21 protein-coding genes and 1 tRNA gene are annotated in these 22,754 nt (G+C 71.1%); 13 read left to right on the top strand and 9 right to left on the bottom strand.

What is annotated here, in order from left to right:
- The first annotated feature begins 172 nt into the window (after positions 1–172).
- Both ACFY30_RS13960 and ACFY30_RS13955 read left to right on the top strand, forming a co-directional pair.
- The gene (locus ACFY30_RS13960; RefSeq protein ID WP_390845428.1) at positions 173–1,321 is read left to right on the top strand and encodes a DUF475 domain-containing protein; all 1,149 of its coding nucleotides are present in this window, start codon (positions 173–175) and stop codon (positions 1,319–1,321) included.
- 131 nt (positions 1,322–1,452) lie between these two features.
- The gene (locus ACFY30_RS13955; protein ID WP_390655564.1) at positions 1,453–2,190 is read left to right on the top strand and encodes a Tellurium resistance; all 738 of its coding nucleotides are present in this window, start codon (positions 1,453–1,455) and stop codon (positions 2,188–2,190) included.
- A 22-nt stretch (positions 2,191–2,212) separates the two neighbouring features.
- Here the strand turns inward: ACFY30_RS13955 and ACFY30_RS13950 are convergent, their stop codons facing one another.
- Entirely contained in the window at positions 2,213–2,971 is a 759-nt protein-coding gene (locus ACFY30_RS13950; protein ID WP_390845427.1) for a TerD family protein, read from the bottom strand.
- Positions 2,972–3,158: 187 nt separating this feature from the next.
- Between ACFY30_RS13950 and ACFY30_RS13945 the strand changes: the two genes are divergently transcribed.
- Genes ACFY30_RS13945 through ACFY30_RS13935 form a run of 3 tightly spaced genes read left to right on the top strand, consistent with a single transcriptional unit; the run spans position 3,159 to position 7,635 of the window.
- The gene (locus tag ACFY30_RS13945; RefSeq protein ID WP_390845426.1) at positions 3,159–4,334 is read left to right on the top strand and encodes an HpcH/HpaI aldolase/citrate lyase family protein; all 1,176 of its coding nucleotides are present in this window, start codon (positions 3,159–3,161) and stop codon (positions 4,332–4,334) included.
- A 23-nt stretch (positions 4,335–4,357) separates the two neighbouring features.
- Complete coding sequence (locus ACFY30_RS13940) at positions 4,358–6,826, top strand: phosphoribosyltransferase (protein WP_390845425.1); 2,469 nt, start codon at positions 4,358–4,360, stop codon at positions 6,824–6,826.
- Positions 6,826–7,635, top strand: coding sequence for an HAD family hydrolase (locus ACFY30_RS13935; RefSeq protein ID WP_390845424.1), 810 nt, complete (start codon positions 6,826–6,828; stop codon positions 7,633–7,635). The genes ACFY30_RS13940 and ACFY30_RS13935 overlap by 1 nt, the downstream gene beginning before the upstream one ends.
- Positions 7,636–7,660: 25 nt before the next feature.
- Here ACFY30_RS13935 and ACFY30_RS13930 read toward each other — a convergent pair whose 3' ends face one another.
- Entirely contained in the window at positions 7,661–7,879 is a 219-nt protein-coding gene (locus tag ACFY30_RS13930; RefSeq protein ID WP_390845423.1) for a zinc ribbon domain-containing protein, read from the bottom strand.
- Between the two features lie 289 nt (positions 7,880–8,168).
- Here ACFY30_RS13930 and ACFY30_RS13925 point away from each other — a divergent pair, with 289 nt between their 5' ends.
- The 3 genes from ACFY30_RS13925 (at position 8,169) to ACFY30_RS13915 (ending at position 12,987) form a co-directional block, all read left to right on the top strand.
- Positions 8,169–10,370, top strand: coding sequence for a transglycosylase domain-containing protein (locus ACFY30_RS13925; RefSeq protein WP_390845740.1), 2,202 nt, complete (start codon positions 8,169–8,171; stop codon positions 10,368–10,370).
- A 46-nt stretch (positions 10,371–10,416) separates the two neighbouring features.
- On the top strand, positions 10,417–11,694 hold the full coding sequence (locus tag ACFY30_RS13920) for a hypothetical protein (RefSeq protein ID WP_390845422.1): 1,278 nt from the start codon (positions 10,417–10,419) through the stop codon (positions 11,692–11,694).
- Positions 11,695–11,832: 138 nt separating this feature from the next.
- On the top strand, positions 11,833–12,987 hold the full coding sequence (locus ACFY30_RS13915) for an amidase domain-containing protein (protein WP_390845421.1): 1,155 nt from the start codon (positions 11,833–11,835) through the stop codon (positions 12,985–12,987).
- Here ACFY30_RS13915 and ACFY30_RS13910 read toward each other — a convergent pair.
- Entirely contained in the window at positions 12,975–13,538 is a 564-nt protein-coding gene (locus ACFY30_RS13910; protein ID WP_390821341.1) for a DUF4383 domain-containing protein, read from the bottom strand. The two genes, ACFY30_RS13915 and ACFY30_RS13910, sit on opposite strands and share 13 nt — an antisense overlap.
- An 82-nt stretch (positions 13,539–13,620) precedes the next feature.
- A complete protein-coding gene (locus ACFY30_RS13905) occupies positions 13,621–15,006 on the bottom strand; it encodes a hypothetical protein (RefSeq protein ID WP_390845420.1) in 1,386 nt (461 codons plus the stop codon).
- A gap of 164 nt (positions 15,007–15,170) precedes the next feature.
- On the opposite strand from ACFY30_RS13905, the gene ACFY30_RS13900 reads away from it, so the two are divergent.
- From ACFY30_RS13900 to ACFY30_RS13890, 3 genes are all read left to right on the top strand, one after another.
- A tRNA-Val gene (locus ACFY30_RS13900) sits at positions 15,171–15,242 on the top strand.
- Positions 15,243–15,321: 79 nt separating this feature from the next.
- Entirely contained in the window at positions 15,322–15,717 is a 396-nt protein-coding gene (locus ACFY30_RS13895) for a DUF6153 family protein (protein ID WP_390845419.1), read from the top strand.
- A gap of 88 nt (positions 15,718–15,805) precedes the next feature.
- On the top strand, positions 15,806–16,369 hold the full coding sequence (locus ACFY30_RS13890) for a DUF305 domain-containing protein (protein WP_390845418.1): 564 nt from the start codon (positions 15,806–15,808) through the stop codon (positions 16,367–16,369).
- Here ACFY30_RS13890 and ACFY30_RS13885 read toward each other — a convergent pair.
- Positions 16,366–16,710, bottom strand: coding sequence for a hypothetical protein (locus ACFY30_RS13885; protein ID WP_390845417.1), 345 nt, complete (start codon positions 16,708–16,710; stop codon positions 16,366–16,368). The two genes, ACFY30_RS13890 and ACFY30_RS13885, sit on opposite strands and share 4 nt — an antisense overlap.
- 136 nt (positions 16,711–16,846) lie before the next feature.
- On the opposite strand from ACFY30_RS13885, the gene ACFY30_RS13880 reads away from it, so the two are divergent.
- Both ACFY30_RS13880 and ACFY30_RS13875 read left to right on the top strand, forming a co-directional pair.
- On the top strand, positions 16,847–17,374 hold the full coding sequence (locus ACFY30_RS13880; protein ID WP_390845416.1) for a GNAT family N-acetyltransferase: 528 nt from the start codon (positions 16,847–16,849) through the stop codon (positions 17,372–17,374).
- A 16-nt stretch (positions 17,375–17,390) separates the two neighbouring features.
- A complete protein-coding gene (locus tag ACFY30_RS13875) occupies positions 17,391–17,615 on the top strand; it encodes a DUF2277 domain-containing protein (protein WP_390845415.1) in 225 nt (74 codons plus the stop codon).
- 30 nt (positions 17,616–17,645) lie between these two features.
- Here ACFY30_RS13875 and ACFY30_RS13870 read toward each other — a convergent pair whose 3' ends face one another.
- The 4 genes from ACFY30_RS13870 to ACFY30_RS13855 all read right to left on the bottom strand — a co-directional run bounded on the left by ACFY30_RS13870 (position 17,646) and on the right by ACFY30_RS13855 (position 22,678).
- Positions 17,646–18,257 (bottom strand): DedA family protein, encoded by a 612-nt coding sequence (locus ACFY30_RS13870; RefSeq protein WP_390845414.1) that lies wholly within the window; start codon positions 18,255–18,257, stop codon positions 17,646–17,648.
- A gap of 162 nt (positions 18,258–18,419) precedes the next feature.
- A complete protein-coding gene (locus ACFY30_RS13865; protein WP_390845413.1) occupies positions 18,420–18,875 on the bottom strand; it encodes a DoxX family protein in 456 nt (151 codons plus the stop codon).
- 109 nt (positions 18,876–18,984) lie between these two features.
- Positions 18,985–20,979 (bottom strand): FAD/NAD(P)-binding protein, encoded by a 1,995-nt coding sequence (locus ACFY30_RS13860; RefSeq protein WP_390845739.1) that lies wholly within the window; start codon positions 20,977–20,979, stop codon positions 18,985–18,987.
- A 67-nt stretch (positions 20,980–21,046) separates the two neighbouring features.
- Positions 21,047–22,678, bottom strand: coding sequence for an alkaline phosphatase D family protein (locus ACFY30_RS13855; RefSeq protein ID WP_390845412.1), 1,632 nt, complete (start codon positions 22,676–22,678; stop codon positions 21,047–21,049).
- Positions 22,679–22,754: the final 76 nt, after the last annotated feature.

Raw genomic sequence — 22,754 nt, 5'->3', positions numbered from 1 at the left:
TTCCTCCGGAATCCGGGCTACCGGCTGGTATGGGACCGCCCGTACCACACGGAACAGACGCCCCTTAGACTTTGCAGCGAAAGTCAATGTTTCGTAAAGCCGAGTACGGCGCGGGGGAGACCCTCCCCCAGACTCCGTCTGGGGGGACCCCCAACACACGATTGGGTAGCCAGTGCTTCTGAAAACCTTCGGCTGGTCGTTCGCGGTCACCGCGCTCGGTCTGGTCGCTGCGGTCTTCTACGGGGGGTGGGAGGCCTTCGGCATCGTGGCGATCCTCTCCGTCCTCGAGATCTCGCTGTCGTTCGACAACGCGGTGGTCAACGCCGGAATCCTGAAGAAGATGAGTGCCTTCTGGCAGAAGATCTTCCTCACCATCGGTGTGCTCATCGCGGTCTTCGGCATGCGACTGGTCTTCCCCGTCGTGATCGTCGCCATCAGCGCCAAGATCGGCCCGATCGAGGCGGTCGATCTCGCGCTCAACGACAAGAACCAGTACCAGGAACTCGTCACCGACGCCCACCCGGCCATCGCCGCCTTCGGTGGCATGTTCCTGCTGATGATCTTCCTCGACTTCATCTTCGAGGACCGGGACATCCAGTGGCTGCGCTGGATCGAGCGCCCGCTGGCCAAGCTCGGCAAGGTCGACATGCTGTCGGTCTGCATCGCGCTGATCGTCCTGCTCGTCACCGCGTTCACCTTCGCCACCCACGCCCACCAGCACGGCGGCGCGCACGTCGACAAGGCCCAGACCGTGTTGATCTCCGGCATCGCCGGTCTGATCACGTACATGGTCGTCGGCGGTCTCTCCGGCTACTTCGAGGACAAGCTGGAGGAAGAGGAGGAGCGCGAACACGAGGCGGAGGAAGAAGCCAGGCGGTCCGGGAAGCCGAAGTCCGCGGTCGTCCTGGCCGGCCAGGCCGCCTTCTTCATGTTCCTCTACCTCGAGGTCCTCGACGCGTCCTTCTCCTTCGACGGCGTGATCGGCGCGTTCGCCATCACCAACGACATCGTGCTCATGGCCCTGGGCCTCGGTATCGGCGCGATGTACGTCCGGTCGCTGACGGTCTACCTCGTGCGTCAGGGCACCCTCGACGACTACGTCTACCTGGAGCACGGCGCGCACTACGCGATCGGCGCCCTGGCCATCCTCCTCATGATCACCATCCAGTACCAGATCAACGAGGTCATCACCGGTCTCGTCGGCGTGATCCTGATCGCCTGGTCCTTCTGGTCCTCCGTGCGCCGCAACAAGGCGCTGGCAGCGGCAGAGGGAAAAGCGGAGGGCTCGGACGAGAAGACTGAGGTCTCGTCCGGGGTCTGACACCTCTTGGCGGGAGCCCGGCCGTGTGAACCGGGTTCCGCCGAGGAACGCTCTTTGCGGGGCGGCCGGTGAGGGCACTGTCCTCCACGGCCGCCCCGCCGGTTTGTCATGTGAGAGACGTGGGGGCGGGAATGGGCTTTTTCGACGGGCTTCTGGGCAGTCGCACGGCCGACTTCGACTCGGGCAGCGCGGCGACCAACGCGATCGAACTGACCAAGCGGCATCACCAGGTCTCCCTCACCAAGCAGGGGGCGGCCACGGGGCACCTGCGGGTCAACCTGACCTGGCGGATGCGGACCTCGGACATCGGCGGCCTCCAGCGGGAGAGCCTGCTGCGGCACCCCTTCAAGGCGCTGAAGCCCCCGGAGGTCATCGGGCACAGCCAGAGCATGGTCAACGTCGACCTCGACCTGGGCTGCCTCTACGAGCTGGCCGACGGGACGAAGGGGGTCGTCCAGCCGCTGGGCGGGCTGCTGGGGGACGTCAACGCCCCGCCCTACGTCAAGCTCAGCGGGGACGACCGGTTCGGCTCGGCGTCCGGCGAGACGATGTACGTCAACCTCGACCACCGGGACGACATCAAGCGGCTGCTGGTGTTCGTGTACATCTACGACCAGACACCGGCGTTCGACCGGACGCACGCGATGGTGACGCTGTACCCCAGCAACGGGCCGCGGATCGAGATAGGTCTCGACGAGCGCCATCCCCAGGCCCGGTCGTGCGCCGTGGTGATGATCGAGAACGTGAAGGGGGAGCTGGTGGTGCGGCGGGAGGTGCGGTTCGTCTACGGGTTCCAGGCCGAGCTGGACCGGTTGTACGGGTGGGGGCTGCAGTGGGGGCGGGGCTACAAGACCAAGGTGGAGAAATAGCGCCCGCCCCGGGCGGGACGCCTCAGCGCCCGATGAACTGCGGGCCCTGCGGTGGCAGCTGGAAAGAGCCGTCCGGGTACGCGTAACCATGCGTCGGGAGGTTGCTCGGATAGCCGTACGCCGGCTGTTGCTGCTGCTGGGGGACCGCTGACGTCGGCTGCTCCGGAGGGAGGGGCTGGGAGAGGCTCGGCGTCGGCGGCAGCGGGGCCGGGGCCGGCTCCGAGGAGTCCGCGGCCTCCTCCGACTCGTCCACCGAGATGCCGAAGTCCGTCGCCAGGCCCTTGAGACCGTTGGAGTAGCCCTCGCCCAGGGCGCGGAACTTCCACCCCTCGCCGCGGCGGTACAGCTCGCCGCAGATCAGGGCGGTCTCCTCGCCCGTCTCGGGGCGGATGTCGAAGGTGGCGATGGGCTCGCCCTCCGTCGTCGCGTCGTACAGCAGGATGCTGAGGGAACGTACGCGGTCGAAGGTGACGCCGTCCGCCGAAGCGACCAGGAGAATCTGGCTGACGTCGGGCTCGACACCGGCCAGATCCGTCTGGATGGTGTCGGTGAGGCCCTCGGCGACCCGCTTCTTGCCGAGCCGCCACACCTTCCCGGAAGGATGCCGGGGCTGGTTGTAGAAGACGAAGTCCTCGTCGGAGCGCACGCGGCCGTCGGGGCCCAGGAGCAGCGCGGAGGCGTCGACGTCCGGGACTCCCTGCCCGGGCGTCCAGCGCAGTACGGCGCGTACCGTGGTGACCTTGAGCGGGACGTTGGACCCCTTCAGCATCGCGTGCGTCATGCGGTCATCCTGCCCTCTCGGTCCTGATCACGACAACGCGGGGTAGACGGACACACAGGGGAACCCACATGGGCGAGTTACCTGAAATTCATGCCCGGGGGGAACCCCCGACATGGACTTCTACGTACTATTACCGGCCACCTCTTGGTGAAATCCACAGACTTACCTTGCAGCACGGGGGAGACTCATGCGTCATTTCGGGCATCTCGCCCCTGAGGTGCGCCAGCGCCTCTTCCACCGGGAGCCGTGTGTCTTCGACGCGGACGCCCCGGCCAGGCTGCTCGCCGCGGCCCTGGGGGCCACGCTCTACAGTCCGGCCACCCGGCCGCGGCTGGCCGACGACATCGTCAAGCAGACCGGGCGCGGCGTGGTCTCGATGGTGCTGTGCCTGGAGGACTCCATCGGCGACGAGGACGTCGTGGCCGGTGAGGAGAACCTCGTCCGGCAGTTCGCCGACCTCGCGGGCCGCCCCGAGGCGCAGGCAGGAGCGCTTCCGCTGCTCTTCATCCGGGTGCGCACGCCCGAGCAGATCCCCGACCTGGTGCAGCGGCTCGGGGCCACGACCCGGCTGCTGAGCGGCTTCGTGTTCCCGAAGTTCACCGAGGAACGCGGCATCCCCTTCCTGGAGGCCCTCGCCGCCGCCGAGCACGCGAGCGGCCGCCGGCTGTTCGGGATGCCCGTCCTGGAGACCCCCGAGCTGATGTACCGGGAGTCCCGGGTGGAGGCCCTGGAGGGCATCGCCCGCGCCGTCGACAAGTACCGCAGCCGGGTGCTGGCGCTGCGGCTCGGGGTGACCGACTTCTGCTCCGCGTACGGCCTGCGCCGGGCGCCCGACATGACCGCCTACGACGTCCAGATCGTCGCCTCCGTGATCGCCGACGTGGTGAACATGCTGGGCCGCGCCGACGGCACCGGCTTCACGGTGACCGGGCCGGTGTGGGAGTACTTCAGGGTCCCGGAGCGCATGTTCAAGCCGATGCTGCGGCACAGCCCCTTCCTGGAGGGACAGGCCGTGGAGCTGCGCGAGAGACTGATAGAGCACGCCATGGACGGGCTGCTGCGGGAGATCTCCCTCGACCAGGCCAACGGGCTGCTCGGCAAGACCTGCATCCACCCCTCCCACGTGCCGGCGGTGCACGCGCTGTCCGTCGTCAGTCACGAGGAGTACAGCGACGCGGCGGACATCCTGCGGCCGGAACGCGGCGGTGGGGGTGTCCTCAGGTCGCAGTACACGAACAAGATGAACGAGGTGAAGCCGCACCGCGCCTGGGCCGAGCGGACCATGCTGCGCGCCGAGGTCTTCGGTGTGGCCAACGAGGACGTCAGCTTCGTCGACCTGCTCGCCGCCGGCATACCCGGCTAACTCGCCTCACCACCTAGGGACGCATGAACAACGAAGTGAACAACGGGGTCTGGTCCGGGACCTGGGTCGCCGAGCGGCTCGGCCTCGAACTCGTGGGGGACGACACGCTGAAGGACCTGCTGGGGCTGGCGCTGCGGCGCAACCCCAAGCGGGCGCATCTGCTGGTCTCCAACGTGCTGGGCAAGCACGTCCCGCAGTCCCCGTCCGTCGTCTACGGCCACGGCCTCGCCCTCGGCCGCCGGGTGCGCGAGCTGCTCGGCGCGCAGGCGGCGCGGGCGGTCGTCCTCGGCTACGCGGAGACCGCCACCGGCCTCGGCCACTCCGTCGCCGACGGCCTCGGCACGGCCCCCTACCTGCACTCCACCCGCCGCCCCGTCACGGGCGTCGCGGCCGCGGGCGGCTTCGAGGAGTCCCACTCCCACGCCACCTCCCATCTGCTGCTCCCGGAGGACCCGGCGCTGCTGGTCGGGGACGGCCCGCTGGTCCTGGTCGACGACGAGTTCTCCACCGGCAACACGGTCCTCAACACGATCCGGGACCTGCACGAGCGGTACCCGCGCGGACGGTACGTGGTGGTCGCCCTGGTCGACATGCGCTCCGCCGCCGACGCGGGACGCCTGGAGGCCTTCGCGCGGGAGATCGGCGCAAGGGTGGACCTGGTGGCCGCCGCGTCGGGCACCGTACGCCTGCCCGAGGGCGTCCTGGAGAAGGGGCGGGACCTCGTGGCCAGGCACGAGGCTCCCGGCCCGGGGGTGCGGGAAGCCCTCGCCGACGGGCAGCCGACACACCACCGGGTCGAGCTGCACTGGCCCCAGGGCCTCCCCGACGGCGGCCGCCACGGCTTCACTCCCCAGCACCGAATACGGCTGGAGAACGCCCTGCCCGCCATGGCGGCGCGGCTGGCCGAGGCACTGCCGGAGAGCGCACGCCGCGTGCACGTCCTCGGCTTCGAGGAACTGATGTACGCCCCGCTGCGCCTGGCCCGCGAGCTGGAGCAGATCGTCGCCGCCGAGGTGCGCTACTCGACCACCACCCGCTCGCCGGTCCTCGCGGTCGACGACCCCGGGTACGCGATCCGCAGCCGTATCGTCTTCCCCGCCCATGACGACCCCGCCGACGGCCCCGGCGAGCGCTATGCCTACAACGTCGCGGGCGGCGGCTTCGACGCCGTGGTCGCGGTCGTCGACTCCGTCGCCGACACACCCGGCCTGCACGCCCCCGACGGCCTCCTGGCCCAGCTCGCCGCGCACACCCCGCACGTGGTCCTCGCGGTCGTACCGTCGTACGTCCCCGAGCCGCTGTACGCCGCCGCACTGCCCGAAAAGAGACCCTTGATGCTGCCCGAGCCCCTCCGCGGCCCCGCCTTCTCCTCGTACGCGCCCGAGGAGGTCGGCTGGCTGCTCCAGGACCTCTCGGACGTGACGCTGGAGGCGCCGACCGAGGAGCGGGAGGAGGCCATCCAGAGCGGCGGCGCGCACTACGCGGAGTCGCTGCCCGTCGAGTACCAGCCGAGCGAGCAGTACCAGGAGCTGTTCCACGCGGCCCTGGCGACCTCGGCGGCCCGTATCGCGCGGGCCGTGGGCGTGGTCACGGAGACCGTGATCGCCGAGCGCAGCCCGAGGCCGGTCCTGGTGTCCCTGGCCCGCGCCGGCACCCCCGTGGGCGTGCTGATGCGCCGCTGGGCGCACCACCGGCACGGCCTCGACCTGCCGCACTACGCCGTGTCGATCGTGCGCGGCCGGGGCATCGACGCCAACGCGCTGCGCTGGCTGGCCGCCCATCACGATCCGCGGGACGTCGTCTTCGTGGACGGCTGGACCGGCAAGGGCGCGATCACCCGGGAACTGGCCGCGGCGATCGAGGAGTTCGAGGCGGCGGGCGGTGCCGCCGGCTTCGACCCGGAGATCGCGGTGCTGGCCGACCCGGGCTCGTGCGTCCGGACGTACGGCACCCGGGAGGACTTCCTCATCCCGTCGGCGTGTCTCAACTCGACCGTCTCCGGGCTGATCTCGCGGACCGTGCTGCGGGCCGACCTGGTCGGCCCGGACGACTTCCACGGCGCGAAGTTCTACCGCGAGCTGGCCGGCGTGGATGTGTCCGTGGCCTTCCTGGACGCCGTCTCCGCCCGCTTCGAGGAGGTCACGGAGGCCGTCGACGGCGCGGTGAAGGAACTGCTCGCCAGTGACCGCACGCCGACCTGGGAGGGCTGGGCGGCCGTCGAGCGGATCAGCGAGGAGTACGGCATCCACGACGTGAACCTGGTCAAGCCCGGCGTCGGCGAGACCACCCGGGTGCTGCTGCGCCGGGTGCCGTGGAAGATCCTGGCGCGGGCCGGGGCGGGGGCGGACCTCGACCACGTACGCCTCCTCGCCGAGCAGCGGGGGGTGCCCGTGGAGGAGGCCGAGGACCTGCCGTACACCTGCGTGGGGCTGATCCACCCCCGGTACACGCGCGGGGCGACCGGCGCCGACGGCAAGGCGGTGGCGGTCTGATGCCGGTGCTGGTGGCGAGCGACCTCGACCGTACGCTCATCTACTCCTCGGCCGCTCTGGCGCTGACGATGCCGGACGCGCGGGCGCCCCGGCTGCTGTGCGTGGAGGTGCACGAGAGCAAACCGCTGTCCTTCATGACGGAGACGGCGGCCGGGCTGCTCACCGAACTCGGGGACGCGGCGGTGTTCATGCCGACGACCACCCGGACCCGCAAGCAGTACCTGCGGATCAATCTCCCCGGCCCGGCGCCGAAGTACGCCGTCTGCGCCAACGGCGGCCACATCCTCGTCGACGGGGTCACCGACCCGGACTGGCACGCGGCGGTGACCGCGCGGCTCGCGGAGCAGTGCGCGCCCCTCGAGGAGGTCCGCGCGCACCTGGAGGCCACCGCCGACCCGTTGTGGGTGCGCAAGCACCGGATCGCCGAGGACCTGTTCGTCTACCTCGTCGTGGAGCGCGAGCTGCTGCCCGAGGCGTGGGTGAAGGAGCTGGCGGCCTGGGCGGAGAACCGCGGCTGGACGGTGTCGCTGCAGGGCCGCAAGATCTACGCCGTGCCGAAGCCGCTGACCAAGAGCGCGGCCGTGCGGGAGGTGGCCCGCCGCACCGGCGCCGCGCTGACCCTGGCCGCCGGTGACTCGCTGCTCGACGCCGATCTGCTGCTGGCCGCCGACCTCGGCTGGCGGCCCGGGCACGGCGAGCTCGCCGACACCGAGTGGACGGCCCCGGGCATCACCGCCCTGCCCGAGCGGGGCGTCCTGGCCGGCGAGCGGATCCTGCGCGAGTTCCTGAAGGGCTCCCGCGGGCACTAGTGCCCGCGGGAGCAGCCCGGGTGCGTCAGGAGCAGCAGCCCCCGCCGCAGCAGCCGCCCCCGCCCCCGCCGCCCGACCTGGGCGCGGGGGCGTTCGCCGTGCCGCCGACGGCTACGGTTGAGAGAAGCTTCACAGTGTCGTCGTGGCCCGCCGGGCAGTCGGCGGGGGCGGAGGACTCCGCCATCGGGCGGCTCAGTTCGAAGGTGTCGCCGCAGGTCCGGCAGCGGTACTCGTAGCGAGGCATGACGACAGGTTAATCCTCATATGCCGGGCAGGGCCCCCCGGAGTTCGGGCTGTGTTCGCTTCTGTCGATTTCTTATGTGGAGAATTTGCGAAGGGCGCTGGTAATTTGAGGGTGCCGCGATGAACCGCGAGGTCGGGGGGATTCAGGGTTTGCAGCCGCGTCCACGGCAACCATGTCAGACCCTCGTACGTCTGTACGTCTGCCTGTGCGAGCAATACACAAGTGCGGAGGGAGACGCGTAGTGACCCAGGTGGGGCAGGGGGAGGAGCCCCAGGAGCCGGACGAGACCATGCAGTTGAAGGTCCCCGCTTCTTTCCGGGCGGACGAGACCATGCAACTGCGAGTGTCGGATCTCCCGAAAGTGCCCGACACGTCCGCAAGTTCCGAGAAAGCGCGTACTTCGGGAAATCGCCGAAAAGCTCCCCGACCCTCCCTCTTCGCCCGGATATCCGCCGCTCTGGGCCCCCGTCTGGCGCCCCTCGTCGCGGTCCTGGCTCCCTATGTGGCTCGTGTCACTCCCTACGCCCGCAAGCTGCGCCCGCAGTACCCGCGCCCGGGCCGTACCGACTGGCGGCGCTGGATACCCTCCTGGCGGCAGTGCCTGGGCGGCGTCCTCGCCTCCATAGGCCTCAGCGGCGCCTTCCTCGTCGTCGCCTACGCGGCCACCGACATACCCGAGAACCTCAACTCGTACGCCACCCAGCAGGACAACGTGTTCTTCTGGTCCGACGGGACGCCGATGGCCCGGACCGGCTGGGTGCAGCGGCAGGCGATGCCGCTGAAGGACATCCCGGAGGACGTCCGCTGGGCGGTTCTCGCGGCCGAGAACGCGAGCTTCTACAGCGACCCCGGCATCTCCTTCAAGGGCATCTCCCGGGCCCTGTTCCGCACGATCGGCCAGGGCGACACCCAGGGTGGCTCCACGATCACCCAGCAGTACGTCAAGAACGTCTACCTGAACCAGAACCAGACGGTCAGCCGCAAGTTCACCGAGGCGATGATCTCCCTCAAGCTGGACAACCAGATGAGCAAGGACGACATCCTCGAGGGCTACCTCAACACCAGCTGGTTCGGCCGCGGCACCTACGGCATCCAGCGCGCCGCCCAGGCCTACTACGGCAAGGACGTCAGCAAGCTCAACGCCAGCGAGGCGGCGTTCCTCGCCTCGCTCCTCAAGGGCGCCGGCCTGTACGACCCGACCCTGAGCAAGGCCAACCGCGCCCGCGCCGTCGAGCGCTGGTCGTGGACCCTGGACCGGATGGTCGAGATCGGCAAGCTGTCGAAGGCCGAGCGCGCCAGGTACAAGACCTTCCCCGAGCCGCTGAAGAGCAACCCGCTCTACGACACCGGTGAGCAGAGCGACTACCTCGTCGAACTCGCCACCCAGTACGCCAAGAAGTCCGGCGGCATCTCCGACAAGGACTTCGACCTCGGCGGCTACCAGATCTACACGACCTTCGACAAGAAGCGCGAGGACCAGCTCACCGAAGCCGTCACCAAGGCCCGCAAGAAGGCGCTGAAGGACGAGCCGAAGAAGGCGAAGACCGCCCACTACGGAGCCGCCTCGGTGGCCTCCGACGGGCGGATCCTCGCCGTGTACGGCGGCCCGGACCACCGTACGCAGGGCTACAACGAGTCCAACGCCACCACCGTCCCGGCCGGTACCGCCTTCCTGCCGTTCGTGTACGCCGCCGGGCTGGAGCACGGCATCCACAAGACCCGCGACGGGGACACCACCCCGGTCACCGGCGACTCGGTCTACAACGGCGACAACGAGGTGCTGCTGACCACCCCCGAGGGCTTCTACTGGGACCGCAGCGGCAAGAAGGTGGCCGCCAAGAACGACGGGGAGAGGTCCTACGGGCAGATCTCCCTGCACCGCGCGCTGGAACTGTCGGTGAACACGCCGTTCATGCAGCTCGGCATGGACACCGGGCTGGACAAGGTGCGCGACACCGCGGAGGCCTCCGGCTTCCTGTCGTCCAGCATCGGCGCCCAGGTGCCCGCGCTGTCCCTGGGCAGCTCCACGCCCAGCGCGATCCGTATGGCGAGCGGCTACTCCACCTTCGCGGCCGCCGGCAAGCACACCGAGCCGTACTCGGTGCGGAAGATCACCAGGAACGGCTCCCAGGTCGCCCTGGACACGCCGTCGGCCCGCCGGGCGGTGCGCGCCGAGGTGGCCGAGGAGGTCACCTCCGCGCTCGTGGACTCCTTCCGGACCGCCCACCCGTCCGACGTGCCCGCGGGGCAGCAGACGGTCCCCGGCACGGCGACCGTCCCGTCCGGTCCGGCCGGCAAGGCCGGGACCACCGAGAAGGACACCGCCTCCTGGTACGTCGGCACCGCCGAGTCGGTGTCCACGGCGATCGTCGTCTACCGCATCGACCTCACCAAGAGCCTCGAACCGCTGCCGCTGGAGGGCATCGCCGGCACCACCGACGACAGCGTCCCGTACGGCATCTGGTCAGGTGCCATGAGCCCGCTCGGCTGACCAACGACGGGCCCCGCGTCCCCAACCTCCGGAGAATGAGCCGCACATGAAGTCACCGTCGGGCCGCCGCCGCAAGGCCGCGGCACCGCGCCGCACCGCCGCCGCGCACCCGGGGTTTTTGACCCTGGCGGCGCTCCTCGTCGTAGCGTCCCTGGTGGGGGGCTACCTGGTGCTCAACCGCACCGCCAACACCCAGCCGACCGCGTCCTCGGGGGACAGCAAGAAGGCGTCGGCGAAGGCCACCAAGGAGCCGGAGTGGGACGGCAAGACCCACGTCCTGGGGGACGGCTCCACCTCGTACACCGGTCCGCAGACGGGGCAGTTGAAGGCGGAACCCCTCAAGCCGGGTGAGAAGCCGCCGCAGTTCGTGGTGTTCTCCTGGGACGGCGCGCTGGCGGGCGACGACGGGCTCTTCGAGCACTACCGGAACATGGCCAAGGAGTACGACGCCCACATGACCTTCTTCCTCACGGGCATCTATCTGCTGCCCAAGAGCAAGAAGGACCTGTACTCCCCGCCGATGCACGACAAGGGCTCGGCGGCGATCAGCTTCCCCACCGACGAGCACATCCGCACCACGCTGGAAGAGCTCGGCGAGGCATGGGAAGAGGGCAACGAGATCGGCACCCACTTCAACGGGCACTTCTGCGGCGCCAAGGGCGGCGGCTACTGGAGCGTCGAGCAGTGGAAGAGCGAGATCGACCAGTTCTTCGAGTTCGTCGAGAACTGGAAGACCAACACCGGCTACACGGACATGGACCCGCTGCCCTTCGACTTCAAGAAGGAGGTCGCCGGCGGCCGGGCGCCCTGCCTGGAGGGCCAGACGAACCTGCTGAAGGCGGCCAAGAGCTACGGCTGGCGCTACGACGCGTCCAACCCGGGCGGCTTCCAGGTCTGGCCGGCGAAGAAGAACGGCCTCTGGGACTTCCCGCTGCAGGGGCTCCCGTACGGCGACATCCAGGCCCTGTCCATGGACTTCAACTTCCTCTACAACCAGACCGGCGGCGAGACCGAGGGCGACCCGGCCAAGTACGCCGAGTGGCAGCAGGAGACCATCGACGCCTACATGGCGGGCTTCAACCGGGTGTACTACGGCAGCAGGGCCCCGCTGTTCATCGGCAACCACTTCGAGAACTGGAACGGCGGCATCTACATGAACGCCGTCGACCACGTCATCGAGAACGTGTGCAAGATGAGGGACGTCAAGTGCGTGTCCTTCAAGGAGCTGGCCGACTGGATGGACGTGCAGTCGCCCGCGACGCTGGAGCGGCTGCGCAGCCTGGACCCGGCGCAGAGCCCGGACTGGTCCACCGTCGTGAAGTGACCAGGCCGGGGCGGTGTTTGAAGTAACCAAACCTCAACCGCAGCCCTCTTCACAACAGCCACACACGCCGTGCAAAGATGCCCTCCCCGGCATCCCTCCGCCGGGGCAAGAGGGGAAACATCAGTGAAGTCAAGGAAATTGAGCCGTACGCGGCGTCGCGCCGCCATATTCGGAGCGGCTGCCGCCTCCGTCGTCGCCGGAGCGGCGCTGCTGCCCAACTGGTCCGCCGGTGCCGCGGTCGTCGACGACCCCACGGTGGACGCGCAGACCAAGGCCACCTTCCAGCGGCTGGCGGACGCGGTCTTCACCGACCGCACCGACGCCCTGGTCAGCGGTGAGCAGGGCGACCGGGACAAGCCGCTGACCAACGGCTTCTCCGGTGACGTCAAGCTGTCCTCCGGCACCGCCCGCACCGAGGACAGCGCCCTGTCCACGCTGGAGCGGCGCAAGGACAAGCTGGCCAAGGCCGGCGAGACGTACAGCAAGGCCAGCACCACCGTCACCCTGAACGCCACGCGCGTGACGGGCCGTACGGCCAAGGCCGCGGTCACCGAGACCACGACCCTGACCTACGCCCGGACCAGCGGCGACGCGCCGAAGACCACCGGCTTCCAGGCCCGGCACGAGCTGACCTTCAAGGCCGACCGGCAGGGCAACTGGCAGCTCACCGACATCCGCGACACCGACCAGGGCGGTCTCGCGGTGAACACGCTGTCCAAGCCGAAGTCCGTCAAGGCGACCACCGCCGACGACACCATGCCGAACGCCCCGCGCGCGGCGACCACCCGCTGGCCGGCGGCCGTCCCCAAGACCGGCACCACGTACGACTACAAGGCCATGGCGGCCTACGCCGAGAAGTACGTGTACTCCTACAACAAGGACTACCCGGACTTCAACAACCACACCGCGGGCGGCGACTGCACCAACTTCGTCAGCCAGTCCCTGAAGGCCGGCGGCTGGAAGCACGTCCCCGGCTACGTGTACGACTACACGAAGTGGTTCGGCAACGCCGACATCCAGTCGGACTCGTTCGTCGGAGTCAACGAGTGGTCCTGGTTCGCCCAGAACTCCAAGCGGACCACCGCGCTGGCCAACGTGTACCAGCTCGAGGTCGGTGACGTCCTGCAGATGGACTTCGACCGGGACGGGTCCAAGGACCACACGATGATCGTCACGTACAAGGCGGGCGGAGTGCCGTACGTGACCTACCACTCCAACAACACCCTCCGCCGGTCGGTGGCGAGCCTCGTCGCGTCGTACCCGAACGCGTACTACTACGCCTACCGCACCTGATCGGACGACGGGGGCCAGTTCTCTCTGAGTTCCCGGCTGCGGTCCCGCTCCTCCGCCAGCTCGGGGTGGCGGGCCCGCCAGTAGGGGTTGTCGTGCGGCAGGGCGGAACCGACCCTGCCGTACATCCCGAAGACCATCAGCAGGATCCCGATCACGAAACTGAGCATGCAGTTCTGGATCTGGAAGGCCAGGAAGTTGTAGTCCGTCTCCAGCAGCGCCATGTTCAGGAAGCCGCTGAGGATGAACAGCAGGCCGAGGGTCATGTTCAGCGTGGACGCGAAGTTCCCGCCGATCACCATGCCCACGAACAGCAGCAGGCCGACGCCGATGGAGAGCCAGCTGAGCGCGCCGTTGGTGTTCAGGCCCCAGACCTGGTCGCCGCCGGTGTCGAAGAAACCGATCTTGTCGATGATGCCGAAGATCCCGAAGACGAGCAGCCCCAGGCCCATCAGCCCGGCGCCGATCCGGTAGACCCGGTTCAGGCGGTGGTCGACCGGCAGGTGGTCGTCGATCCGGATCCGCCGCCTGGTGTGCAGTGCGTGTGCGGCCATCTCCGCCTCCTTGTGCGTGGGACGTGCCGACGGAGGCCTCTACGTCCCTCAAATATCCGCCCGCTCCGCTCCGGCGGCAATGTCAGTGGCCCGTCCCGCGCTCCTCGCGGATCCGCGCCACCACGCCGGCCACCGTCCGGCGGATCTCCTCCGTCTCGGTGAGGAAGTGCCAGTAGTCGGGGTGGCGGCCCTCCAGCGTGCCGATCGCCCGCTCCAGCCGGGCCACCGCGTCGTCCAGCGGGCGGGCGTGGCGGGGGTCGGGGGTGTTGCGCCCGGCCATGGCCAGCCGCTGCGCGTCCCGGATCGCGAACCGGGTCCGGTCGATCTCCTGCCGTGGATCCTTCTGCACGGCGTTCAGCCGGGTCAGCCGGTCACCCGCGGCCGAGACCGCCTCGTCGGTGGTGTTCAGCAGCGCCCGCGCCGTGGACAGCAAGGAGGTGGCGTCCGGCCAGCGCTGGGCGTCCCGCGCGGTCTGCGCCTCCCGCAGCTTCGCCTCCGCCTGCCGTACGTTCTCCACGGCCTGCTCCGGCACCCGCTGCAGGTCCTGCCAGCAGGCGGCCGCGAACCGGCGCCGCAGCTCGCTCAGGACCGGCTCCACCTGCCCGGAGCGGGTCGTCAGCGCCTGCGCCCGGGTGCGCAGCGACACCAGCCGGTGGTCGATCTCCGCGGCCTTCTCCGGCAGCCGCCCGGCCTCCACCCGGACCGCCTCGGCCTCCCGGGAGACCCGCTCGGCCCGTTCCAGCGTCTGCGGCACCCCGTGCTGTCCGGCGCCCTGGTTCAGCCTGGTCAGCTCGGGCCCGAGGGCGGCCAGGCGCGCGGCCAGGTCGTCCGCCCTGAGCCCGGTCCGCCGTACGGCGTCCAGCGCCTCCGAGGCGGCCAGCAGTGCCTGCCGGGCCCGCTCCACCGCGGGCGCGAGCCGGGCCAGCTGGGTCTCGGCCTTCCCGAGCAGCGGGCCGAGCCCCTCGGCGAAACGATCCAGCTCCTTCTTGACATTGCCCAGCTCGTCCTTGGCCCGGGTCAGCTCGGTGCGGGCGCGGGCGGCCGCCGCGGCCTCCAGGTCGTCCCGGTCGAGGTCATGGGCGTCGACGGCGTCGATGTACCGGCTGCTGGCCTCGTCGATGCGCCGGCCGATCGCCTCGAAGTCGGAGGCCACGCGCCGGGCGGCCGGGGTGTCGTCGACCGCTGTGATCGTCTCGATGGAGATCCGCAGATCCCGCTGGGCGGTGTCCAGCTCGTAGAACGCGGCCGCCGCCGCGTCCTTCGCGGCCTGCGCCTCGGCCCGCTGGCTCTCCGCCCGCCCGCCGAACCAGCGGCGGGTGCCGCCGCCCGCGAACGCAGCGGGCAGCGCGAGCGCGGCGAGGAGGGGCAGGGCGAGCAGCGTGAGGGTGTCCCTGGCGGTCTGCCCCGGCGCGGGACGGCGTGCGCGCGGCACCAACGGCGAGTGCGGCTGCGGTGGTGTCGCCGTCACATCCCTCTCCCGTGCTGTGATGCGCCTGAACCGGTGTTCATTCTCCCACCGGTTGAGGACGAACACACGGGCCGGTCGGTTCGCCGTCCCTACCGGGACTTTGCCCTGGGGATACGGGTTTGCGGGACACCGCCCCGGGCAATGTAGGCTGTCGACTCGTTCTGGGGTGCGTAGCTCAGGGGTAGAGCGCCTGCCTTACAAGCAGGATGTCGGCGGTTCGAAACCGTCCGCGCCCACCGGGAACGCGCAAGGGCCTTCGGGGAGATCCGGGGGCCCTTCGCACGTCCGGTCCCGGGTGGCCCTACGATGCGGGCTGTGAACGGACTGTGGCGGCGGGCGGTGTGCGTGCTCGGGCTCCTCGTGGGCCTGCTCGGCATGCACGGCCTGGCGCCCGGGGGACTTCTCCCCCACGCTCACGCGGCTCCGGGCGGCTCCCACGCCGATGTCCGGCCGGTGGCGGCCGTGACCTTGGCCGAGGTCCACGACGACTGCTCCGGCGACGAGGGCCGCTGCGGCGGCGGACACGTCCATCACGCCGACGCGACCTGCGCCTCGGCCGGGGTGGGCGGCGGACCGGCGCTGCCGGAACCGGCGGCCGGCCCCGTCTCCGTGCCCGTACCGGACGACACCCCCTGCCCGTACGCGGGCGCGGCCCCGGACGGCGCCCGTGCGCCACCCTCCCTGGCGGAACTCCAGCTCCTGCGGATCTAGACAGCTCCGCGTACCGCGTGCCCGTCCGACGGGCCGGCGCGGTGCGCCGACGTGTCCCACGACCACACCTCTCCACGGGAGTTCCCGCATGACCAGCACCACCCGCAGCCTGCTTCGCCGTGCCGCCCTGGCGGGAGGGACGGCGACCGCCGCGCTCCTCCTGGCCGCGTGCGGCGGTGACGCCGACCCGGCCTCCTCGGGCGACGAGCACAACGCCCAGGACGTCACCTTCGCGCAGGGCATGATCCCGCACCACCGGCAGGCCCTGGAGATGGCGGAACTCGCCGCCGACCGCGCCTCCTCCGCGCAGGTCAAGGATCTCGCCGCCCGCATCGAGAAGGCCCAGGACCCGGAGATCGAGAAGATGACCGGCTGGCTGAAGGCCTGGGGCGAGGACGCCTCCTCGATGCCCGGGATGGACCACGCGGGGATGTCCGTCGACACCCGCATGCTGGAGAAGGCGTCCGGCGAGGCCTTCGACACCGCGTTCCTGACCCTGATGGTCGAGCACCACGAGGGCGCCGTCGCGATGGCGGACACCGAGAAGGACAAGGGGAGTTACGGCCCCGCCAAGGAGCTGGCCGACGACGTCGTCACCGGCCAGACCGCCGAGATCGCGGAGATGAAGGCGCTCCTCGGCCAGAACGGCTAGCCTTCCTCGCCGGGTGGAGTGTCGTGCGCGTGCTTGAGCCGTGTGCGGGCCTCCACCCGGTCCTCCACGGCGACCTCCGTCCAGAAGCGGTGGCAGGTCACGAACACCGCGAGTTCGTGCTCGCGCCGCCGGAGCTTCTCCACCTCGGCCTGCTCGTCGGCCGTCCAGCCGGGGGACGCGGGGCGCTCGATCTTGCGCCAGCCCCCGTCGTCGCTGAATCCGTCCAGGGGCTCCACCGACCAGGGGAGCCGCTTCAGCAGGGCCGACAGCTCGGCCCGGACCTGATGCAGCTCCTCCTGACCGGCGCGCAGGTCGCTGGGAAAGTCATAGGTCTTAGCCACGCGGCAATGCTACGCCTGTTCGATTTTGAGAGGCGAGCTCCTCTGGGGTGTTCGTGTGAACATACGTTCGATAATCGCGGTTCCTGTGCAGGAGCGGGCCCGGCCGGTTGTCAGACCCCCGTCCTACCGTGGACACATGGATCTCGTCGGTGTGGAGCAGGTGCGGCTGGTGCCCTGGGCGGAGGGGGACTTCTGGCTGTTGCGGCGGAACAACAGTCCGGAGATGACGGAGCACCTCGGGGGGCCGGAGACCGAGGAGCGGCTCGTCGCCCGGCACCGGCGGTATCTGGAGCTGCCGGCCGGGTGCATGTACCGGGTCACGCTCGCGGAGGGCGGGGGAACGGTCGGGGCGATCGGCTACTGGGAGCGCGTGTGGCAGGGGGCCACGGTGTGGGAGACGGGCTGGGGGATCCTGCCCGAGTTCCAGGGGAGAGGCCTCGCCGCACAGGCCGCGCGGGCGCTCGTCGAGGTCGTACGGCGGGAGGCCGGCCGCGGTGGTCACCCGGAGCTGCACGCCTTCCCCGAGGCGGGACACGCCGCGTCCAACGGTGTGTGCCGCAAGGCCGGATTCACCCTGCGCGGCCAGGCCGACTTCGAGTACCCGAAGGGCAACCCGATCAGATCCAACGACTGGTACGTCGACCTGCGCACAGCGGCGGCGTGAGAGGGAGACTGGACCCATGTGCCGGAGCATCAAGACGCTGCGTCCGCCCGCGCTGCCCGAACAGGCGACGCAGGAGGAGATCCACGCCGCCGCCCTGCAGTACGTACGGAAGGTGTCCGGGTTCCGGGCACCGGCCGCGCACAACCGGGAGGTGTTCGACGAGGCGGTCGAGGAGATCGCCGGGGCCACGGCCCGGCTGCTCGGCGGGCTGGAGGTGCGCGGGGCGCGGCAGGCGTCCTGACCCGCCCCGGCCGGCCCGGGCTGCGCCCGCCTACGCGGCGGGCCGTCGCATCACGTAGGCCGCTCCCGCGCCCGCCCCGAACAGGGCCAGGACGGACACCCCCGTCGCCAGCCAGGTCGTGCCCAGCCAGTGGGCGCCGAAGTAGCCGAGGGCCACGCTGTAGGCCGCCCAGGACAGCCCGGCCAGGGCGGACCAGGGCAGGAAGTCGCGGGCGCGGCGGTGGCCGGCACCGGCGATGAGGGAGACGACGGAGCGGCCGGCGGGGGCGAACCGGGCCAGCACCACCAGCGCGCCGCCGCCCTGGGCGAGCGCCTCGCCGAGACGTTCCTGCGCGGTGGTCAGACGCCGGGAGCGGGAGATCGCGCGGTCCAGGCGCTCACCGCCGCGCCAGGCCAGCCGGTAGGCCACCAGGTCGCCCAGCACGGACGCCGTGGTCGCCGACAGGATCAGGACCAGGATGTCCGGCACCTCGTGCGGGACCTGCCCGGTCGCGGCGCCCGAGCCCGCGGCGGCGGCGGTGGCCGCCGTGATCACGAGCACGCCGCTCGGCAGCACCGGCAGGAACACGTCGAGGAGGACCGACAGGCCCACCAGCGCGTAGATCCAAGGGCTGCCCAGCAGGGCCCCCACACTCTCGAACACCGTTCGCTCTCCCCCGTGACAACGACAGCCATACAGCGTACGCGGGAGATGTGACAGAAGGGTCACGGGGGGTGTTCGTGTTCAGGACGGCCTGTTCACTTCGCCCTGTGAACGCGGGTGCCCTCCCCGCCGTGACGGAAGAGGGCACCCGGTGTTCTCGTCTCAGGCCGCGACCGTGGCCTGTTGCGCGGCCGGTTCCCGGCGGGCGGCCGTGCGCCGGGCGAACAGCCGGTCCAGGCCCAGCGCGCCGGAGCCGGTGAAGACCAGCAGCAGGAAGGCCCAGCAGAACATCGCGGAGGCCTCGCCGCCGTTCTCCAGCGGCCACAGCGCGTTCGGCTGGTGCACCTTGAAGTAGGCGTACGCCATGGAGCCCGAGGCGAGGAAGGCGGCGGCCCGGGTGCCCAGACCCAGCAGCACCAGGGAGCCGCAGACCAGCTGGATCACGGCCGCGTACCAGCCAGGCCAGGTGCCGGCGTCGACCGTGCCGCCGTCGGTGCCCACGGCCCCTCCCAGGACGCCGAAGAGCGAGGCGGCGCCGTGGCAGGCGAACAGCAGGCCCACGACGATGCGGAACAGGCCCAGCGCATAGGGCTGAGCGGTGGTGAGGCGAGCGGACATGGTGGGGGGTGCTCCTTCGGTGTCGGTCGGGCCGGTCCTGGAATGGGGACTGGACCGAACCCGTCGGTGGGGGCGGCGGTACCGAATGAGCGGTCAACGTTAGGCGGACCTAATCGATGCTTGCAAGTTCAACATTGAGCCACGGCCCGGCGTCCGCCCCGGGCTCCGTCCCGGCCGTCGCCGCACGTAGGACGGCTCGCGCCACGGCGTCCGCGTCCGAAAGCGTGACCGAATCCACGCCCGGCCGGGCCCCCGCCGCGGTCACCCAGTGCACCCCCTCCGTGGGTACTCCGAAGGCGAAGCACCGCGGGTGTGGCCGGCCTTGACGGTCTATCAGGTGATAAGGGCGCGGTGTCACGTCCAGCCCCCCGGTCACATGACCGTCGACCACGTGGGGGCGGCACCGGCCGGTCTTCAGCAACCGGGCGAGCAGTCCGTCGGCCGTGCGGCGCAGATCGGGTTCCGGCAGCCGGGCCTCGACCAGGGCCGTCACGCGCACCGCCGAGCCCGGCACCTCCGGGGAGTGCGCCCGCCAGGCCCCGTCCTCCTCCCGCACCTCCAGGCGCGGCCCCAGCACCTCCACCACCCCGGCCTCCACCAGCGCGGTCAGCTCCTCGATGCGCCGCCGGGGCGGCCCGATGGACAGGAACGCGTTGAGCGGGGTGTACCAGCGGTCCAGGTGGTCCCGGCGGGAGGCGCCCGTCAGCCCGCCGTGATCGACGACCAGCCGCAGCTCGTTGCGCAGGTCGCGCAGCACGTCCAGGGCCGCCTTCAGCGGGCCGGCCACGTTCCCCCGCGCCGCCTCCTCCGCGTCCCGCCGCAGATACGCCAGCAGCCAGTCCCGCCACTGCCCCGGGTGCGCGAAACGCCGCCCCCCGTACGGGCGGGAGATCCGGTCCCAGCTCCAGCGGTCCCCGGGTGCCACCCCGAACGCGTCGAGCACGCGCGCCTCCTCGGGGTCCCGGTGCGGCACGGCGAGGAACCGGTCCGTGAACCCGGGACGACCCAGAAGGGCCGTGTAGTACACCGTCTCCACCTCCTTCGCCACCAACGGCCATATGTCCGCGAGGAAGTCGGGCGCCTCGCCGGAGTCCGCGCGCTTGCGCAGGCCCGCGATCACCTCCGGGGTCAGGACGAGCGGGGTGTGCCGGCCGTAGGGGCCCTTGGCGTTGTCCCCGCGTGCCTGGTACGGGACACCGCGCCGGGACCCGGCGTACAGACGGGGCTCGCGCCCGGAGGGCAGATAGCGCAGGCCGCCCGCACTCCCGCCCGGGCCGGTGCGCACGAAACGGCCGCCGCGGCCCGTGGTCAGCAGAGCCATGTGGTCGAAGAAGTTGAGGCCAAGGCCGCGCAGCAGCACCGGTTCGCCCGGGGCGAGGCCGGACAGGTCGACGTCGGCCGGGTTGGCGGGCGGGACGTGCCGCAGACCGTGCCGCTCGGCGTACGCCGTGTGGCGCTGCCGGTCCCCGTCGGCGACCACGGGCAGATGGCCCTGGGCCAGGACGACGGCGGACAGACCGAGCAGCACCCGGCCGTCGTCCAGGGTGAGCACCTGGCGGCCGTCGGCGGCGTCGTCGAGGCGGACGGCACGGGCCGCGTGGGTCTCGACGCGCACCGAGGGCGGCGCCTGGCGCACGGTCCGCGCGAACACCCACTCCAGGTACCGCCCGTAATGGGCGCGGGCCGGGTACTCGTCCGGGCCCAGCGTGCCGCCCGCCCACTCGTACAGGCTGGGACCGGGCCGGATCGGGCCGGCGCAGTCCACGCTGTCGTCGGTGAACAGGGTCACCTGCGAAGCCACGGTGTTCATCAGCAGCTCCCGTGGCTGCGCGGTGCGCCACACCCGGCCCGGGCCCGGCGGATCCGGGTCGACGACATGGACGGTCAGCCGCACCCCCGGCGGGAGCAGGCCGGGCGCGGACGCGCAGAGGCGTTCCAGGACGCTGGTCCCGCGCGGCCCGGCGCCGACCAGGGCGACGGCGACGGAGGCCGTTCGCGCGTTCACTTCCGCGTTCGCTGAGGGCAAGGGGATGACTCCCGGGCGTGGGGGCGCGATGGAGTGGACCGTCCGCGAGGCGTGCTGGAAGCGGACGGTCCGCCTCATCATGCCGTCGGGCGTCACAGAAGCCAACGCGGGCCCCACCGGCCCCAGTTGTCCCGCATGACCCTCATCAGCGGGTCAAGTCGGACTCCTCCACCGTCGTCAACGCGTCCTTCCCGCGCGCCTGTTCCAGCCGCAGCCGGGCCGAACGGCCGTTCAGCGCCAGGGACATCAGCTGGTTGCCGAACCACGGCCCGCCGGTCCTGCGCCAGCCGACGGGCGGCCGGGGAAGACCGCCGTGCCGGGCGAAACGGCGTCCGAGGGCACGGGCGGCCGCGCTCCAGCCGAACCGGAAGCCCATGCGGATCGACAGCGGGACGGAGTTGTGCACGGGCGAACAGGTGAGCTGCAGCACCCGCGCGTCGGGTCCGCCGGCGCCGCCCGGCCAGCGCGGCTCGGCGATGTAGGCGTGGTGCACGTCACCGGACAGGACGAGCACCGTCGCCGGCGCGTCCGGCCCCGAGCCCGCCTCGGCGATCAGCTCCGCCAGCGCGGCGAAGGAGCCCGGGAAGGCCGCCCAGTGCTCCAGATCCGCCGCCCGTCTCAGCCGCTCCCCGAACCGCGCCCAGCGCGCGCCCCGGTCCCCCCGGCACAGGGCCGCGTTCCACGCCTCGACGTCGTGCACGAGATGCGGCAGCAGCCAGGGCAGGGAGGTACCGATCAGGAGATGGTCGTAGGAGCCGGGGTCCTGGAGCACCTGCTCGCGCAGCCACTCGGCCTCCCCGCGGCCGAGCATCGCGCGTCCGTCCTCCTCGAGGACGCGCGCGGCCCGGGTGTCCACCATCAGCACCCGCACTCGGCCGAAGTCACGCCGGTAGCTCCAGCGGACGGTGGCGGGCTCGGCGTCGGCGCGGCAGGCGAAGGCGCGCAGCACGTCGGTGGCGTCGGGGGCCGCGCGTACGGCGGCGTAGAGCGGATCGGCGGCCAGTTCGGCGGGGGAGAGGTTCCCCAGGTGCTGATGGACCCAGTACGACATCAGCCCGCTCAGCAGCCGCTCGCGCCACCAGGGCGTGGCCCGCATGTCGGCGAGCCAGGCGGCGGAGGTGTTCCAGTCGTCGATGACGTCGTGGTCGTCGAAGATCATGCAGCTGGGCACGGTGGACAGCAGCCACCGTACCTCCGGGTCGAGCCAGGACTCGTAGTAGAGCCAGGTGTACTCCTCGAAGTCGGCGACCTCGGCGCCGGGCGGGTCGTCGAGGCCCCGGCGGGCCCTGATGCGCTCCTTCACGGCGTCGGAGACCTCGTCGGCGTACACCTGGTCGCCCAGCAGGAGGAGCACGTCCGGCCGTTCGGCACCGGGGTCGGCGGCGAGGCGGGCGGCGAGACTGTCCAGGGCGTCGGGCCCGACGGGGTCGGCCGCGTCGGCGGGGGGTGCCGCCCAGCGGCAGGAGCCGAAGGTGACGCGGACGCCGTCGCCCCCGGCCGGGGACCGGATGACGGACGGCGGGAAACGGGAGTCGGGCAGCGGCCACACACGGGTGCCGTCGAGGAACACCTCGTACGCCGTGGCCGTCCCCGGGGTCAGGCCGGTCACCGGGACCAGGGCGTAGTGATGGCCCGCCACCTGGAAGGTGGGGGCCGTGCCGCCGGCGCCGTCCGCACAGCGCACCTCGGCGGCGCACGGGCGGCTCGTCTCGACCCAGACGGTCGCGGACGAGGCGTCGGCGTATCTCAGCAGGGGACCCAGCCGCAGTCCGGCCACACGATCACTCTCCTCCGTCGCCCCGTACGGTACGGAACGACGGAGGAGCGTGGGGAGTACCAGGAGCCGACCGGTT

Source organism: Streptomyces sp. NPDC000345, from assembly GCF_042898825.1.
In the GTDB taxonomy this organism is placed as follows: Bacteria; Actinomycetota; Actinomycetes; order Streptomycetales; family Streptomycetaceae; genus Streptomyces.
This window is presented reverse-complemented; position numbering and strand designations above follow the sequence as displayed.

What these genes read in the sequence shown, in the direction of transcription:
- ACFY30_RS13945 (WP_390845426.1), top strand. Translation starts at nt 3,159, where the DNA reads ATGCGTCATTTCGGGCATCTCGCCCCTGAGGTGCGCCAGCGCCTCTTC.
- ACFY30_RS13920 (WP_390845422.1), top strand. Translation starts at nt 10,417, where the DNA reads ATGAAGTCACCGTCGGGCCGCCGCCGCAAGGCCGCGGCACCGCGCCGC.
- ACFY30_RS13865 (WP_390845413.1), bottom strand. Translation starts at nt 18,875, where the DNA reads ATGTCCGCTCGCCTCACCACCGCTCAGCCCTATGCGCTGGGCCTGTTC.
- ACFY30_RS13910 (WP_390821341.1), bottom strand. Translation starts at nt 13,538, where the DNA reads ATGGCCGCACACGCACTGCACACCAGGCGGCGGATCCGGATCGACGAC.
- ACFY30_RS13925 (WP_390845740.1), top strand. Translation starts at nt 8,169, where the DNA reads ATGCAGTTGAAGGTCCCCGCTTCTTTCCGGGCGGACGAGACCATGCAA.
- ACFY30_RS13875 (WP_390845415.1), top strand. Translation starts at nt 17,391, where the DNA reads ATGTGCCGGAGCATCAAGACGCTGCGTCCGCCCGCGCTGCCCGAACAG.
- ACFY30_RS13950 (WP_390845427.1), bottom strand. Translation starts at nt 2,971, where the DNA reads ATGACGCACGCGATGCTGAAGGGGTCCAACGTCCCGCTCAAGGTCACC.
- ACFY30_RS13890 (WP_390845418.1), top strand. Translation starts at nt 15,806, where the DNA reads ATGACCAGCACCACCCGCAGCCTGCTTCGCCGTGCCGCCCTGGCGGGA.
- ACFY30_RS13860 (WP_390845739.1), bottom strand. Translation starts at nt 20,979, where the DNA reads ATGAGGCGGACCGTCCGCTTCCAGCACGCCTCGCGGACGGTCCACTCC.
- ACFY30_RS13935 (WP_390845424.1), top strand. Translation starts at nt 6,826, where the DNA reads ATGCCGGTGCTGGTGGCGAGCGACCTCGACCGTACGCTCATCTACTCC.
- ACFY30_RS13955 (WP_390655564.1), top strand. Translation starts at nt 1,453, where the DNA reads ATGGGCTTTTTCGACGGGCTTCTGGGCAGTCGCACGGCCGACTTCGAC.
- ACFY30_RS13930 (WP_390845423.1), bottom strand. Translation starts at nt 7,879, where the DNA reads ATGCCTCGCTACGAGTACCGCTGCCGGACCTGCGGCGACACCTTCGAA.
- ACFY30_RS13880 (WP_390845416.1), top strand. Translation starts at nt 16,847, where the DNA reads ATGGATCTCGTCGGTGTGGAGCAGGTGCGGCTGGTGCCCTGGGCGGAG.
- ACFY30_RS13940 (WP_390845425.1), top strand. Translation starts at nt 4,358, where the DNA reads ATGAACAACGAAGTGAACAACGGGGTCTGGTCCGGGACCTGGGTCGCC.